This is a genomic window from Flavobacterium sp., from assembly GCF_035299245.1.
GTDB lineage: Bacteria > Bacteroidota > Bacteroidia > Flavobacteriales > Flavobacteriaceae > Flavobacterium.
In genome coordinates this window covers 70,135-85,314 of record NZ_DATGWY010000015.1, presented here as the reverse complement: position 1 = coordinate 85,314, position 15,180 = coordinate 70,135, and the positions used below count along the sequence as shown (strand labels likewise).

At 35.7% G+C, this 15,180-nt stretch carries 15 protein-coding genes; 8 read left to right on the top strand and 7 right to left on the bottom strand.

What is annotated here, in order from left to right:
* The first annotated feature begins 32 nt into the window (after positions 1-32).
* The 4 genes from VK161_RS11050 to rlmB all read left to right on the top strand — a co-directional run bounded on the left by VK161_RS11050 (position 33) and on the right by rlmB (position 3,514).
* Positions 33-1,433, top strand: coding sequence for a SusD/RagB family nutrient-binding outer membrane lipoprotein (locus VK161_RS11050; RefSeq protein ID WP_324214848.1), 1,401 nt, complete (start codon positions 33-35; stop codon positions 1,431-1,433).
* Positions 1,434-1,447: 14 nt separating this feature from the next.
* Positions 1,448-2,206: an immunoglobulin-like domain-containing protein gene (locus VK161_RS11045; protein WP_324214847.1), complete on the top strand. Its 759-nt coding sequence runs from the start codon at positions 1,448-1,450 to the stop codon at positions 2,204-2,206.
* 11 nt (positions 2,207-2,217) lie between these two features.
* Entirely contained in the window at positions 2,218-2,712 is a 495-nt protein-coding gene (locus VK161_RS11040; protein ID WP_324214846.1) for a lipid-binding protein, read from the top strand.
* 67 nt (positions 2,713-2,779) lie between these two features.
* Positions 2,780-3,514, top strand: a complete 735-nt coding sequence (rlmB, locus tag VK161_RS11035) for a 23S rRNA (guanosine(2251)-2'-O)-methyltransferase RlmB (protein ID WP_324214845.1) — start codon at positions 2,780-2,782, stop codon at positions 3,512-3,514.
* A 142-nt stretch (positions 3,515-3,656) separates the two neighbouring features.
* On the opposite strand, the gene VK161_RS11030 is transcribed toward rlmB, so the two are convergent.
* Positions 3,657-4,421 (bottom strand): rhomboid family intramembrane serine protease, encoded by a 765-nt coding sequence (locus VK161_RS11030; protein WP_324214844.1) that lies wholly within the window; start codon positions 4,419-4,421, stop codon positions 3,657-3,659.
* A 217-nt stretch (positions 4,422-4,638) separates the two neighbouring features.
* Between VK161_RS11030 and VK161_RS11025 the strand changes: the two genes are divergently transcribed.
* Entirely contained in the window at positions 4,639-5,916 is a 1,278-nt protein-coding gene (locus tag VK161_RS11025; protein WP_324214843.1) for a replication-associated recombination protein A, read from the top strand.
* A gap of 3 nt (positions 5,917-5,919) precedes the next feature.
* Here the strand turns inward: VK161_RS11025 and VK161_RS11020 are convergent, their stop codons facing one another.
* The 6 genes from VK161_RS11020 to radC are packed head-to-tail and all read right to left on the bottom strand — an operon-like array spanning position 5,920 to position 10,524.
* Complete coding sequence (locus tag VK161_RS11020; protein ID WP_324214842.1) at positions 5,920-6,693, bottom strand: hypothetical protein; 774 nt, start codon at positions 6,691-6,693, stop codon at positions 5,920-5,922.
* Entirely contained in the window at positions 6,693-7,382 is a 690-nt protein-coding gene (locus VK161_RS11015) for a YjjG family noncanonical pyrimidine nucleotidase (protein ID WP_324214841.1), read from the bottom strand. The genes VK161_RS11020 and VK161_RS11015 overlap by 1 nt, the downstream gene beginning before the upstream one ends.
* Before the next feature lie 3 nt (positions 7,383-7,385).
* Positions 7,386-7,868 (bottom strand): hypothetical protein, encoded by a 483-nt coding sequence (locus VK161_RS11010; RefSeq protein WP_324214840.1) that lies wholly within the window; start codon positions 7,866-7,868, stop codon positions 7,386-7,388.
* Positions 7,861-9,150, bottom strand: a complete 1,290-nt coding sequence (locus VK161_RS11005) for an ABC transporter permease (protein ID WP_324214839.1) — start codon at positions 9,148-9,150, stop codon at positions 7,861-7,863. Before VK161_RS11005 ends, VK161_RS11010 begins: the two co-directional genes overlap by 8 nt.
* Position 9,151: 1 nt before the next feature.
* Positions 9,152-9,802 (bottom strand): ABC transporter ATP-binding protein, encoded by a 651-nt coding sequence (locus VK161_RS11000; protein ID WP_324214838.1) that lies wholly within the window; start codon positions 9,800-9,802, stop codon positions 9,152-9,154.
* A gap of 38 nt (positions 9,803-9,840) precedes the next feature.
* Complete coding sequence (radC, locus tag VK161_RS10995; protein WP_324214837.1) at positions 9,841-10,524, bottom strand: RadC family protein; 684 nt, start codon at positions 10,522-10,524, stop codon at positions 9,841-9,843.
* A gap of 105 nt (positions 10,525-10,629) precedes the next feature.
* Between radC and VK161_RS10990 the strand changes: the two genes are divergently transcribed.
* The 3 genes from VK161_RS10990 to VK161_RS10980 all read left to right on the top strand — a co-directional run bounded on the left by VK161_RS10990 (position 10,630) and on the right by VK161_RS10980 (position 15,161).
* The gene (locus tag VK161_RS10990) at positions 10,630-11,265 is read left to right on the top strand and encodes a DUF1287 domain-containing protein (RefSeq protein ID WP_324214836.1); all 636 of its coding nucleotides are present in this window, start codon (positions 10,630-10,632) and stop codon (positions 11,263-11,265) included.
* Positions 11,266-11,333: 68 nt separating this feature from the next.
* On the top strand, positions 11,334-12,074 hold the full coding sequence (locus tag VK161_RS10985; RefSeq protein ID WP_324214835.1) for an outer membrane lipoprotein-sorting protein: 741 nt from the start codon (positions 11,334-11,336) through the stop codon (positions 12,072-12,074).
* Positions 12,075-12,086: 12 nt separating this feature from the next.
* A complete protein-coding gene (locus tag VK161_RS10980; RefSeq protein ID WP_324214834.1) occupies positions 12,087-15,161 on the top strand; it encodes a WD40/YVTN/BNR-like repeat-containing protein in 3,075 nt (1,024 codons plus the stop codon).
* Positions 15,162-15,180: the final 19 nt, after the last annotated feature.

Here is a 15,180-nt window from a genome sequence, read left to right as displayed (position 1 = left end):
AAAAAATAATAGTAAGTCTTTCTGTTCTAGCAATGTTATTTGTTAGTTGTAATACAGATTTAGACATTAATCGTGATCCAGATTTGTTGGATCCTGATGACGCACCTCTTTCTGCTCAATTACCCGCTGGTATCATTGGAATCATTGGTTCAGAAGGTGCTGGTATGGCAATTTTTGGTGGATTTTGGTCACAATATTGGACACAAAGTAACGCAGCTAATCAGTTCAAAGATATTGACAATTATTCAGCTGGAACTGCCGATTACAATTTCATTTGGGATGGAATGTTTGATGCCCTTGGAGACATTAGAAACGTTAAGCGTAGAGCATTAGAAGAAGGAAATTGGAAATATTATTTAATTGCAACTACTTTAGAGGTTCAAGCTTCTCAAGTGCTAACAGATATGTATGGAAGCATTCCTTACAAACAAGCAAGTAATAGTGCTATACTTAACCCAACATTTGATACAGGAGAACAAGTATATGAATACATGATTGAAGATCTTGACGATGCTTTATCTAGAGATTTAGATGAATCGGTTGGAGAAGTGCCTGGTAATGATGATTTAATTTACGCTGGTGATATGGATAGCTGGGTTAAATTTGCCAATACTCTTAAATTAAAAATCTTCATGCGTCAAACAAATAGCTCAAGAGCAGCTATCGCCAATGCAGGCATCCAACAATTACTTACAAGTGGTGCTGATTTTCTTACTGATGATGCAGGAATGAATCAATTTACTGATGCAATTAACCAAAGTAATCCTTTGTATGAATATGTAGTTAGAAGATTAAATGTTGCAACAAATTTAAGAATGAGTACAACACTTTCATCTTTCCTTGTTGAAAATGCAGACCCAAGAAGAAATGCTTATTATGAAGCAGGAAATTCTTTAAATCAGGGTGATTTCAACAGTACTGCTGGTGCCGGAACTATAGCTGTAGTAAAATTAAGCGCAACAACTCCTGCTCTACTAATGAGCAAAGAAGAAAGTCTTTTTTTACAAGCTGAAGCAATGGAAAGAGTTAATGGTGGAGTTGGAGCTCAAGCTCTATACGAAGCTGCTGTTAATGCTAATTTTACCAGATTCGGATTAAGCTCTGGCTCTTTATTAAGTGGAGCATATGCTTACCCAGTAGCTGGAACTTTTGATCAAAAATTAGAAGCAATTATTACACAAAAATGGGCAGCGAGTTTCCCTGGAAATGGCTTTGAAGCTTTCTTTGAAATAAACAGAACTGGATATCCAAGAACTTCAACTGTTCCTCAATCCAACGCAGCATATGTTCCTGGTCAATTGGCTTACTCAGTAACAGGTACAACTAGCGGTTTATTCCCTAAGAGAATTGTATATCCATTAAGTGAAAGAAATGGAAATGTTAATGCACCAAATCTAATCCCAGTAACAACACCAGTATGGTGGGATAATTAAAAAATAAAAAAATCATGAAAAAAATAGTAATTATTTTATTAGTCGCTAGTGGCTTATTTTCCGCTTGTGATAGTGCACCAGAAACTGCTAATGTTTCCAAGGTAACAAATTACCCTATTATAACCGTTTTAGGAGATGACCCACTGTTTATTCCAAAAGGTAGTACATATACTGATCCTGGAGCTATAGTTATGGAGGGTGAAAATGAAATTGAATATGAAACCTCTGCGGAAGGAAATTATAGAGGAGAAACATCCGTTAATACTGATGTTGCAGATGAATATACAGTTTCGTATACTGCAGTTAACGTAGATGGATTTACAGCTAAAGCAACCCGTAAAGTAATTGTTTACAGCACTGGTGATTTAGTTAATAGTATTGAAGGTGTTTACAGATCAACTACTAGAAGAAATGGTAGCTTGTTAAATCCTGCTCAAGGTAGTTCAGTAAATATGGAATACATTTATATTTGGAAAAATTTAGATGGAACTTATGAAATATCTGATGCTTTTGGTGGATGGTATACATTAGGAAGAAAACTAGGCATTCCATACGCTACTCCAGGAGGAACAATTAATGCGATAAGCATTCCAGGTAATTCATTCACATTTCCAGGTAATCCATTAACCAATCCTGGATTTGGAGGAACTGCCAACATTACTAGTCTAACTGTAGATCCTGCAACACACAAAATTATCTTAACATGTGCATGGATTGCACCACCAGCAACAAGTTATAACTTTGAAGCTACTTTAACTCAAGTTCAACTCTAAAAAAAATGAAAATGAAAATAATAAAAAATAGTTTGATAAAAGTACTTTTTGGAATCTTGTTATTCACTTCTTTCACATCATGTGATGAAGGCGGAGATCCAGATCCAGGTATGACAAATACAGGTCAATTTGCTGGAGATTGGTTTATAAATATTACCGATTCCAATGGAGATGTGTATGATGAACATGTTTTACATTCAACTTACAACACTTCTGCTAATGATAATACCATGTGGATTGACGATCATGAAAATGGGTATTGGATTAAATGTAAAATTACAATTGATGAAAATGGTAACTTTACAGCAACTAATGCTGAAAACCTAATCGATGGTAGTTTTGTAACCATTACTGACGGAAAAATCGAAAAAGGAGCTGCTGTATCTCAAGGCGGACACACAGTTGATAAAATCTCTTTCCGTGCTCATTTTGACTATGATGCACCAGGTTATGACCTGATTTATGAAGGTCATAAAAGAACTGGTTTCATAGAAGATGAATACTAATTAATCTTATTCAGTTTTATACAAACCGCTACTCAAAAAAGTAGCGGTTTTTTTATACCTTTACGCCATGGAAAAAGAAAATCAAATTTTCGGAATAAGAGCAATAATTGAAGCTATCAACGCAAAAAAAGAAGTTGATAAGGTGTTCATACAAAGTGATGCTCAAGGCGATTTAATGCAGGAACTAATCAAGACTTTAAAAAAGAACAGTATTAATTTCTCCTACGTTCCGATTGAAAAATTAAACCGTTTGACATCTAACAATCATCAAGGCGCCGTTGCTACCATTGCTCCTATATCATTTGTTAAACTTGAAACTTTAATAGATTCTGTCATAGAAAGCGGAAAAAAACCTCTATTTCTTATTCTCGATCAATTAAGTGATGCACGAAACTTTGGTGCTATCATTCGAACAGCAGAATGTACTGGAGTTGACGGAATCATAGTACAAAAAACTGGCTCAGCTCCAGTAAATGGTGATACCGTTAAAACTTCAGCTGGTGCTGTTTTCAATGTACCTATTTGCAAAGTAGACCACATCAAAGATGCCCTATTCTATCTTCAAGGAAGCGGAATCAAAACCGTTGCTGCAACCGAAAAAACGACTAACACCATTTACGATATTTCATTAAACGAGCCTGTAGCCATTATCATGGGAAGTGAAGACCGCGGCATCAATCCGTCGGTACTTAAAATCGTTGATGAAATGGCAAAATTACCTATGTTCGGAAGTATTGGTTCACTCAATGTTTCTGTTGCTTGTGGCGCTTTCTTATACGAAACCGTTCGACAAAGACAATAATAGTAAGAATTTTTTGAAGCAAATAGCTTGGGCTGTTTCAGCAATCCCTATTCCTGCTTTCCGTTACAATAAAAAAGGCTGCCGGTGTTTGGCAGCCTTTTTTATTTTCACTACAATCAGGGCTAGAATAGAATCAAATGGCTTACTTGTCATCTTCCCTATTCTCCTTAAAAGTATAAATATATCGAATGGGTTCTGAAACAATCTCTTCATACTCCACTATAATTTCTTCTGGTTTTGGAGGATTCACAAAATTACCATTCTCATCAAATCGTCTCATAAATGCATCATTGGAAGGATCAAAATCAGGTTTTTCCCATTCGTATCGAATTTCTTCCACATAATCAGGTGTTTTGAATCGTACCGCAAACACAAATCCTGAAACCAATCCAGCCAAATGACCTTCCCATGAAATCGTCTTATCAACATCAGGAAAGACATACCAAATCATTCCGCCGTACATTACAACCACTGCAAATGACAAAGCCATTAATCGATAATACTTGGTCATCAATCCTTTAAAGAAAATAAATGACACTAGCACATAAATCAACCCACTTGCGCCTATGTGATACGATTGACGACCGATTAACCATGTAATCAATCCTGAGAGTAAAACCCCAAAAAAAAGTACTTTTAATGAAACATCTCGATAGAAATAAATTAATGCTGTAGTTAAAATAAAGAGTGGTAAAGAATTATTGGCGATATGCCCTAAATTACCGTGCAAAAAAGGGCTCAGAACAACACCTTTCAATCCCGATACTGTTCGAGGTAAAATTCCAAAAACACTCAAATCCTCATTCAAAACATTCTCAAAATAAAACACACTCCATATTAAAATCAACAAGAAAGTAGGAACAATCCATACAGAAGGTGTAAATTTAAAATAATGATAATCGTTCAAAGGATTTGATTTTTAATTGTTACAACAGAATATCAAAAATACAACCATTAATTTTTTTATGCTATTTTGTCAGTTTTAATTTGAATACTTCAAGGTGAGATAATTAGAAAATTTTCGAAATTCAGTCATAATATAATTAAATTTGTAACAGTTCAACTGCAGCTATTTTTTAAACAAACACACTAACTCATTTCAAATTTCCAAATTTTCAAATTAGATGGAAGCACCACTTGCAGAACGCATTCGACCTCAAAAATTAGAAGATTACATCAGTCAGTTGCATTTGGTTGGTCCAAATGGCTCATTAACTCAACAAATCTCTCGCGGTATAATTCCGTCCATGATTTTTTGGGGTTCACCAGGTACCGGAAAAACAACACTTGCTCAAATAATCGCCAAACAAAGTAATCGCCCTTTTTACGAATTAAGTGCCATAAACAGTGGTGTAAAAGACATTCGTGAGGTAATTGAAAAAGCCAAACAAAGCGGCGGATTATTCACTGCCAAAAACCCTATTTTGTTTATTGACGAGATCCATCGATTCAGCAAATCACAACAAGATTCATTACTAGCGGCAGTAGAAAAAGGTTGGGTAACTTTAATTGGTGCAACAACTGAAAATCCGAGTTTTGAAGTAATTCCAGCACTTTTGTCACGTTGTCAGGTGTACGTCTTGAATCCGTTTACCAAAGACGATTTACTTTCTCTTCTGAATCGAGCAATGAAAGAAGACACCCATATTGCATCCAAAAAAATAAAAATAAAGGAATCCGAAGCTCTCTTGCGACTTTCGGGTGGCGATGGACGCAAACTATTAAATATTTTTGAACTGGTTGTAAACGCAAGTCCTGAAGGTCAAATTACCATCACCAATGATAAAGTAATGGAATTGGTGCAACAAAATACCGTTTTATACGACAAGACAGGTGAACAACATTACGACATTATTTCGGCCTTTATCAAATCCATTCGCGGAAGCGATCCAAATGGAGCTGTGTATTGGCTGGCTCGAATGATTGAAGGTGGTGAAGATGTAAAATTCATCGCACGACGCATGTTAATTTTATCCAGCGAAGACATAGGAAATGCGAATCCAACGGCATTCATAATGGCCAATAACACCTTCCAAGCAGTCTCAACTATTGGAAACCCTGAAAGCAGAATTATTTTGAGTCAGTGTGCGATTTATTTAGCAACTTCTCCTAAAAGTAATGCTTCCTATATGGCTATTGGTGAAGCACAATCATTAGTAAAACAAACTGGTGATTTACCTGTTCCGATTCACTTGCGAAATGCTCCTACCAAATTAATGAAAGAATTGGGTTATGGTGAAGAATACCTTTATTCTCATAATTACGCGAATAATTTTATCGAACAAGAATACTTGCCCGATGCTGTGAAGAATAAAATCTTGTACAATCCTGGAAACAATTCGAGAGAAAATTCAACTCGCGAATTTCTAAAAAATCGATGGAAAGATAAATACGATTATTAAATGTTATAGCTTCACATTCACTTCCTCAGAAACTAACTTATCGTTTTGATAGTACTCAAAAAACCAACCTCCATTTTTAGCTATCAGAACACCTTGAATTGCACCTTTAACAGCTGAGTAAACGTTTTTATCGGAAGTTTTGTAGATTTTATAAATTACCTTAGGCTCTGAATCAATCAATTGATAACCATTTGAAATGGGTTGCGCAAATAATAAAGTGGTCGAATTTAATTCACTCACTGGAATTGCTGTAAGTGAAATTTCTTGGATAGTTTCCTTGCCTTTCTCTTCTTTCTTTTCTTCAACAACAACTGTTTTCGACGGAATCGTTTCAACTAATTGCGATTGAGGCTTGTACTTGTGATTAATAACAGATGTAAATGAGTTAAAAGCACTTCTCAGGGCTTCGTTGTAGGCTAAATTTAAATCTTTCTCTCTGCTTTTACCTTCTTCGGATGTCGCTACCACTTTTCCATTGCAATCCTTTATCACCACCTTAACTTTAGTAAGAAACAAAGTGTTATTTTCAATCAAATCAACGTATACCTTATTACAATTGGAATTGGCGAAATCAGTAGGAAATTCTTCTGAACTAAGATAAGTCTCAAACCCATATTTTTGCAGATACATCTTTGTCAAAATATTCAATCTATTGAAATCGTCATTTTTAAAAATACTGAACTTAGCTGGAACTAATGCGTACTTATAATCGTCTAAACTTTGAGAAAATCCAAAAGTTGAAAAAGCAATAGTTAGTAAAAAGACTAATTTTTTCATTATAATATTTTTTTTAATTCAATCAATTGATGAATGGTTGGGACGGTTAAAGTTACTTCTTTTTTTTCTGGATTAAAATAAACCGCTTCTATTCCGAAGTCTAAAGCTCCTTTTACATCGGCATCTATGCAATCACCAATCATAATCGAAGTTGATTTTGACGCCTTAGAAATGGATAATGCATGCTCATAAATCTTGGGATGTGGTTTTTTAACTCCAGCCATTTCTGAATTGGTTACTGTAGAAAAATAGTGTGACAATCCAGAATTGTGAATCTTTTTGTATTGAACATCCGAAAACCCGTTGGTGATAATATGCAATTTATACTTTTCAGAAAGATAATCTAAGATTTCTGTTGCTCCTTCAAAAAGCCTATTGTTTTCGGGCAAATAGGTAATATAATCTTCAGACATTTGATGAATCTCTTCATCTGAAATGGAATAATTCAACGCATCGAATGAATCTTTCAATCGCTTGTAACGCAATTCTTCATGTGTAAGTAAATCCACTTGATACAGCTTCCAACACGCCTGATTGATGGGTGCGTAAATTTCAACAAAAGAAGAAGTATTTATGGATGGATATTTGTCACGGAAGATTTTATCAAAAGCCAATTCCGAATTTTTATCAAAATCCCAAAGCGTATGATCTAAATCGAAAAAAATATCGGTTATCCTTCCTTGAAACATAGATTAGTTTCCTTTCACTATTACTACATCATCAACGTTATAAATCCAGTCGTCAGCATCCGTTTCGTTGTATCTAAATGTGCCTTCAACAGTTACGTATTGATCGGTTTTTAATTTAGGTGTAGCTCCTCTGAATTTCAAACCAACAATACTTTCTGGTCCTGCTTTTCCGCAGAAAAAACAAGCAGCAAAAACATTTTTACTTATGGCATAGGTTTTACTGTCAATGGGCACAATAAATCCAGAAATCAAAACTCTCTTTTTCCCTTTGGCTTTTACTTTATCATTGACAACAGGAAACTGAACTTCTCCGTATTTAGGATGTTTTCTCTTCTCGTATTTGATTTCTGCTAATAATTTCCAAGTGATTGTATCTCCTTTTACAACAGGTGTTGTAAATGCAGTTGACACTTCTTTTTTACTCGAAAAACTTAGGAAAATCAATCCTAAAACTAAAACTATCGATAATTGAATTCGATTACGCATTGGCTAATGTTTTTGAAATATTTAATTTATATGCTTTTATTGCCGGAATCAACGCAGCAATAATTCCTACGACCATTGTGGCTAAAAATAACGCCATTTCTTTGTCCCAAACCAACTCCAACGGATTGAATGCCATTTTAAAATCGTCTTCTGCTGTGTTGGAGATGAATTGCAATGCAAACCTACCAAAAATTGTTCCAAATACAAATCCAACGAAACACAAAATCAAGCTTTCCATCATAATTAAGGAAAGTAACTGAGTTCTACTCGCTCCGTTAATTCGCATCAAAGCAAATTCGTATTTTCGTTCTTTAAGTCGGTTGTACAATGCGATAAAAATTGAAATTCCAGATATCAACATGATTGCATACGCCAAATACTGCAATGCGGTTAATCCGACACCAAAAAGACTAAAAATTCTATTGACTTCAATGGCAGGTGAAGCGGCTTGCATTTTGGTATTTTGAGCAATAATTCTCGGCCACATCACAATTCCCATTTTATTTCTAAATTTCAACAAAACCGCTGTGATTTCCATATTGGGCTCGTCTAATGTCATGTCTTCATGATGTTCATGATCGTGTTCGTGATTGCAAGCTTCGGAGTGAACGTGCTCGCCTTCTTCGTGAACGTGACCTTCTTCGCCGTGAGCTGGATTTTCTTCTTCATGACTTCCGTGCATTTGCCAAACACTCGGAATGGTGCACAAAATCAAATTGTCAACTACACTTCCAGTCTGAGTAGTAATTCCGGTGATTTTATATTTGAAATCTTCATGGACTTCACCTTCGGCGGCATCACCATGCGAACCAAAAAAAGTATCACCTACTTTTAAATTGAGTTTGGTTGCAATTTCACTTCCAATCACCACTTCAAAGTTTTTCTCAAACAGTTTCCCTTTCGCAATTTTGGCTTTGTATTTATCCAAATAATCCGAATTGGTACCGACAATTTTGAATCCGCGATAATTGTCGCCAAATGCCAACGGAATCGCTTTTTCAATAAACGGATGATTCATCCAGACTTTGGCCGAATCGTAACTGATGTTTCCTGTAGGATTGTCAATATGGTATACCGATGATAGAATCAATTGCATCGGACTTCCTTGCGCGCCCAAAACCAAATCTACTCCATCGATATTACTTGAAAATTTCTCTTCAAATTGCTTTTGCAACAAAATCAAAACCGTAATAATGGCAACGCTCGAGGCCAATAAAATAACACTTAAAAGAGTGTTCAAAGGTTTGAACCAAATATTTCTCCAAGCTAACTTTGCTATCATATTAATTGAGATGAATTTGTTTGGCGAATTTATTTTTCAATCGTTGATCGTGAGTCACAATAATCAGCGAGGCGTTGTAGTCTTTAGCTAATTTTTCGAGCAAATCGGCTACTTTCATGGCATTTTCGTCGTCCAAACTCGAAGTCGGTTCATCGGCCAAAAGTAATTTTGGTTCGTTGATTAAAGCTCTGGCAATGGAAACGCGCTGTTGTTGACCAATGCTCAACTGCGATGGTAATTTGTGCATTTGTGATTCTAAATCCAAATCAAGAAGCAGTTGTTTTGCTTTTTCAGTTGCTTTTTTTCCTGAAGCCAACCACGAAGCCAAAACTACATTATCCAACACCGAAAGCGAAGAAATAAAATGCGATTGCTGTAAAATCAAACCGATGTTTTTGCCTCTGAATTGGTCCAATTTTTTTTCTGATAATTGGGAAACATTTGTATCATCAATTGAAATCTCGCCTTTTTTAGGACGAAGCAAACCCGCCAAGAGATGCAATAAAGTAGTTTTCCCTTTACCGGAATTTCCAGTAATCAATAGTGTTTCCGACGCATTACATTTCACATCTGGAAATGCAAACTGAGTGGTGGCGTTGTAAAAAAAAGTAACGTCTTTAGTAGCAATCATAGCGTATAAATAGAGTTGCAAGTTACTGAATTGAACTCGATTTTTTTCTTACTATTTTCTTAAAAAATGCCTTCATCGTTAAAACTGTAAAAACCATTTTCTGTAACAATAATATGGTCTAATAAATTGACATCCAATTGTTGTGCTGCCAGTTTGATTTTTTTGGTAACCTGAATATCTTGTTCACTCGCCATAAGCTTACCCGAAGGATGATTGTGCGTAAGAATAATTCCAGTAGCATTATTCTCGAAAACGGTTTTGAAAATGAGACGAACATCTACAATTGTGCCGGTAATTCCGCCTTTACTCAACTGCGATTTGTAAATTACTTTGTTGGAATTATTCAAATACAAAACCCAGAATTCTTCGTGCGGCAATTCGCCAATAATAGGCTGCATGATTTCAAAAACGGCTTTACTTGAGGTAATTTTTGTGAGTTCGACTGCTTCTTCAGAACGTCTTCGTCTTCCTAATTCTAATGCTGCAGCAATGGTTATTGCCTTGGCCTCACCTATTCCTTTGAATTGAGTGAGTTGTGCGATGGATAATTTTCCGAGTTGATTTAAATTGTTGTTTGTAGAAGCAAGAATGCGTTGACACAATTGAACGGCACTTTCATTGCGTGAACCTGAACCGATTAAAATAGCAAGAAGTTCGGAATCAGATAAAGTTGATTTGCCTTTGAGGAGGAATTTTTCGCGTGGACGGTCGTCTTCCGCCCATTGATTGATTGGTGTGTACATAATTTATTGGCTTTTAGTCTAACAAAGAAACCAAATTTTATTCTTCAATCAAAATAAACAACATCAAAAACACGTTGTAACTCAAACTCTTTTAAACCATTAGCTATGTTACGTATTTATACTCCACTTCTTATCTTGGTTGTATTTTTAAGTTGTAAAAAAAGTGAAACTCCACTAGTAATAAAAAGTTCAACTGACGTTACCACAATAGAAAATCCAACAACTTTCGAAGAAAAACTTTCCAATGCTGCGCTATCCATAATTGATGCGAATATTGCTTACACACCCGATTATATTTCGATAAAATACCCCAACGGAGACGTACCTGCAACTACTGGAGTGTGTTCGGATGTTGTTATCCGTGCCTACAGAAAATTAGGAATCGATCTACAAAAAGAAGTGCATGAAGACATGAAAGCCAATTTCTCAAAATACCCAACTAAATGGGGATTGAAGAAAACAGATACTAATATTGATCATCGAAGAGTACCCAATTTAGAGGTCTTCTTCACCCGAAAAGGAGAAAAACTTGCCATTTCTGAAAATCCAAACGACTACAAAACAGGTGAATTAGTAACATGGATGATTGGCGATAAACTTCCTCATATCGGTATCATCACTCATAAAAAATCAGCTGATGGTAAGCGACTATTAATTGTCCACAATGTTGGTGGCGGTCAAGTTTTAGAAGATTGTTTATTCAACTACAAAATTGTGGGGCATTTCAAGTACATGAAATAAAATTGCTTAAACTGTAACATTTTAAATAATTTAGCTACTTATTTCATTATTCATTTAAAAAAACCATTATGAAAAAACTATCCTTATTGTTAAAAACAGTAGTGTTCTCTTTAGTGTTTATCAACGTTCAAGCTCAAACAGCAGACGAAGTGGTAAACAAATACATCGAAACCATTGGTGGAAAAGAAAAACTAGAGAAACTAACCGGTCTAAAAATGGAAATGGTAGCCAATTACCAAGGTATGGAAATTCCAGTTGCAGTTACCACTACCAAAGACGGAAAGATGTTAGTCAAAATCAATCTAATGGGAAAAGAAATGACGCAAATGGCTTTTGATGGAACTTCAGGTTGGTCAACTAATATGATGACTATGAAAGCTGAAAAAATGACTACTGAAGACATTGATAACATGAAAAAATCGGCTGGAAAAGATTTTCCTGATCCGTTTTTAAACTACAAAGACAAAGGATATGCTGTTGAATATGTTGGAAAAGAAACCAAAGAAGGAACAGAATGCCACAAAATTAAACTAACTAAAACACCTGTTACAGTAAATGGCGAAAAGGTAGAAGATGTTACTTTTTACTACTTTGATGCTGAAAACAATGTAATCGTATTAACAGAATCTGAAGTAAAAGAAGGTCCAATGAAAGGACAAATGGTGACTTCTACAGCATCAAATTACCAAGAAGTAGAAGGAATTTATTATCCATTCACATTGAACCAATTCGGACAAGAAATGACAGTTAAAAAAATCACTCTAAATCCTACTATCGATCCTAAAGAGTTAGAGTTTAAAACTGAATAATCCGTTAGAATTATGAAAAATTTTAAATACATAGCATTCGCCAGTTTAGTAACTCTAATGGTAAATGCTCAGGAAGATATTGTCTTAAAAGGAAAGGAATTATTTGGTGATTTGAGTGCGCGACAAATTGGCCCAGCCATTATGAGTGGGCGAATTTCTGACATCGCTCAACACCCAACCAACAACCAAGTCATCTATGTTGGTGCTGCTGGTGGTGGTGTTTGGAAAAGCGGTGATGGTGGAGCAAGTTTCTCACCGATGTTTGACAAACACAATCAATCCATAGGTTGTATTACGGTTGACCCCAACAAACCTGACAATGTAATTTGGGTTGGAACGGGCGAAACGTGGACGCGAAATAGTGTTTCTGCCGGAGATGGAATTTACAAATCTACTGATGGTGGTTTGAACTGGACGAACATGGGTTTACCAAAATCGGATCGAATTTCTTCCATTGTAATTGACCCAAGAAATTCAGACAACGTTTGGGTTGGTGTTTTAGGCGCACTTTGGGGCGATAGTGATGAAAGAGGAATTTACAACTCAAAAGACGGTGGAAAAACATGGAATAAAGTATACGGAATTGACAACAAAACGGGCTGTTCTGATTTGGTGATTGATCCAAAAAACCCTGATGTAATGTACGCTAGTTTCTGGGAATTCAGAAGAACAGCATGGTCATTTAACTCAGGTGGATTGAATTCGTGCTTATTAAAAACGACTGATGGTGGAAAAACATGGAATAAAATTCACACTGGTTTCCCTTCCGGAAAATTAGGTAGAATTGCCATTGCTGTAGCACCATCAAATCCTGATATTTTGTACAGTGTTTTGGAATGTGAAAAAGACAATCAAAAAGGGTTATACAAATCGACAGATGCCGGAAAAACGTGGAAACACTTAAACAGTGATTTTGCTCTGGTAGTGCGTCCTTTTTATTTCTCTCGAATTGTAGTAGACCCAAAAAATCCTGATATTGTTTACAAAGGTGGATTGAGTGGCTCAATAAGTCGCGATGGTGGTTTGACTTTCAAAAACCTAGGCGCAATGCATGCTGACATTCACGATATTGCCATTGATATGAACGATACCAACCGAATTTATTGTGCAACTGATGGTGGCTTGTACAGAAGTTGGAATAACGGAAGTACACTGGATATTGTTCGCTGCTTACCTGTTTCTCAGTACTATCACATTAGTGTTGATGATGCTGAACCGTACAATATTTATGGTGGTTTACAAGACAACGGTTCTTGGTATGGACCGAGTAAAAGTGATGGCGGAATTGAAGCACGTGATTGGGAAAGCGTTGGCGCAGGAGATGGTTTTAGAGTATTAAAACATCCGACCAAAAAAATCATTTACAGTGAAATGCAAGGTGCTGAAAATGTATGGCGCTATAATTTAGATACTAAAGAATTAAAAACAATTCAACCATTACAAGAAAAAGGAATGGCAAAATTGCGTTTCAATTGGAATACGCCTATTGTAACCGGAATTCACAATCCGGATCGCATATATGCTGGAAGTCAGTTTGTTCATGTTTCGGATGATATGGGTGCAACGTGGAGAATAATTTCTCCCGATTTAACTACCAATAATCCTGTAAAATTGAATCAAGAAAATTCAGGTGGTTTATCAAAAGACAACTCGGGAGCCGAAAATCATTGTACTTTATTTACCATTGCAGAATCTCCAAAAGACAAAAATGTGATTTGGGCTGGAACCGATGATGGAAACGTTCAAGTTACTCAAGACGGTGGAAAAACATGGTTAAATGTGACTGCTAACATTAAAGGATTGCCTTTAAACACTTGGTGCTATCATATTGAAGCAAGCAATTTCAACGCAGGAAGTGCGTATGCCGTTTTTGATGGTCATACTAAAAATGATTACCAAGCATATGCATTCAAAACAACCGATTTTGGAAAAACTTGGACATCTATTATCACTAAAGATATTGACGGCTTCACAAGAAGTATTCAAGAAGATTATGTAAACGAAAATCTATTATTTTTAGGAACAGAAAAAGGATTATACATCACCGTTGATGGTGGAAAAAACTGGTCAAAATTTGAAAACAATATGCCTGCTGTTCCCGTTTTTTATCTCGATTTACATAAAAAAACTAACGATTTAGTAATGGCTACTCACGGTCGTGGAGTTATTATTTTGGATGATATTAGTATTCTAAGACAAGTAACTCAAGACGTAGTCAAAAAAGACGTTCATTTCTTCCAAACTAAAGCATTTCCTAAAATTGAAAACTCAAGCTTTGGTGGTACTGCATCTGAATTAGAATTTGTTGGACCCAACCCAAATGATGCAGCTCAGATTGTATATTATTTAAAAAAGAGAAATACATTTGGTAAAATGGAACTCGAAATTCAAGATGCCAATGGTAAAAGAGTAGTTAAACTTCCTGCTGCCAATCAAAAAGGGATTAACATTGTGACATGGGCTTTCACCGAAAAAGGTCCAAAAGGCGCACAAGGAAAGACCATCGATTTTAGTGGTTTTACTACTCCGCGTGCTCCAGCTGGAAAATACAAAGCCATTTTAACCAAAGGAAAAGAAACCTACACTCACGAATTTGAGATTACAAATGATCCAAAGAGTGCTATTTCTATTGCTTCTCGCGAGGATCAATACAAAACTACTCGTATGTTATTTGACAAAGTACAAGAGTTAGCTTACATCGTTTATCAAACAGATGAAATGATTAAAGTTTCAGATGAATTGGCAACTAAAGTTCCTTCATTGAAAAAAGGAAACACTAAAATTTCATCCGAATTGAATGCGTTGAAAAACACTATGGTGGTAACTACAGGCGATAATTATGTTGGTGCAGCCGAAAAGCAATTGAGAGAAAAATTAGGTGCTATTTATTCTTCAGTGGCAGGACAATTTGATGCTCCTTCTCCATCGCAAAAAGCGAATATTGAAAGCGTGATGGATTTATTCAACACAGCAAAAACTAAATTTGAAAGTTTAAAATCGAGTTATTTAACAAAACTAACCGATGCAGCTACTAAAAATGGAGTTGCGTTTAAACTGAAAACAATGGAAGAGTTTTTGGCAGAATAACTATAAAAAGCATAATAAA

What these genes read in the sequence shown, in the direction of transcription:
- VK161_RS11025 (WP_324214843.1), top strand. Translation starts at nt 4,639, where the DNA reads ATGGAAGCACCACTTGCAGAACGCATTCGACCTCAAAAATTAGAAGAT.
- VK161_RS11005 (WP_324214839.1), bottom strand. Translation starts at nt 9,150, where the DNA reads ATGATAGCAAAGTTAGCTTGGAGAAATATTTGGTTCAAACCTTTGAAC.
- VK161_RS11045 (WP_324214847.1), top strand. Translation starts at nt 1,448, where the DNA reads ATGAAAAAAATAGTAATTATTTTATTAGTCGCTAGTGGCTTATTTTCC.
- VK161_RS11020 (WP_324214842.1), bottom strand. Translation starts at nt 6,693, where the DNA reads ATGAAAAAATTAGTCTTTTTACTAACTATTGCTTTTTCAACTTTTGGA.
- VK161_RS10990 (WP_324214836.1), top strand. Translation starts at nt 10,630, where the DNA reads ATGTTACGTATTTATACTCCACTTCTTATCTTGGTTGTATTTTTAAGT.
- VK161_RS11010 (WP_324214840.1), bottom strand. Translation starts at nt 7,868, where the DNA reads ATGCGTAATCGAATTCAATTATCGATAGTTTTAGTTTTAGGATTGATT.
- VK161_RS11050 (WP_324214848.1), top strand. Translation starts at nt 33, where the DNA reads ATGTTATTTGTTAGTTGTAATACAGATTTAGACATTAATCGTGATCCA.
- radC (WP_324214837.1), bottom strand. Translation starts at nt 10,524, where the DNA reads ATGTACACACCAATCAATCAATGGGCGGAAGACGACCGTCCACGCGAA.
- VK161_RS10980 (WP_324214834.1), top strand. Translation starts at nt 12,087, where the DNA reads ATGAAAAATTTTAAATACATAGCATTCGCCAGTTTAGTAACTCTAATG.
- VK161_RS11040 (WP_324214846.1), top strand. Translation starts at nt 2,218, where the DNA reads ATGAAAATAATAAAAAATAGTTTGATAAAAGTACTTTTTGGAATCTTG.
- VK161_RS11015 (WP_324214841.1), bottom strand. Translation starts at nt 7,382, where the DNA reads ATGTTTCAAGGAAGGATAACCGATATTTTTTTCGATTTAGATCATACG.
- rlmB (WP_324214845.1), top strand. Translation starts at nt 2,780, where the DNA reads ATGGAAAAAGAAAATCAAATTTTCGGAATAAGAGCAATAATTGAAGCT.
- VK161_RS10985 (WP_324214835.1), top strand. Translation starts at nt 11,334, where the DNA reads ATGAAAAAACTATCCTTATTGTTAAAAACAGTAGTGTTCTCTTTAGTG.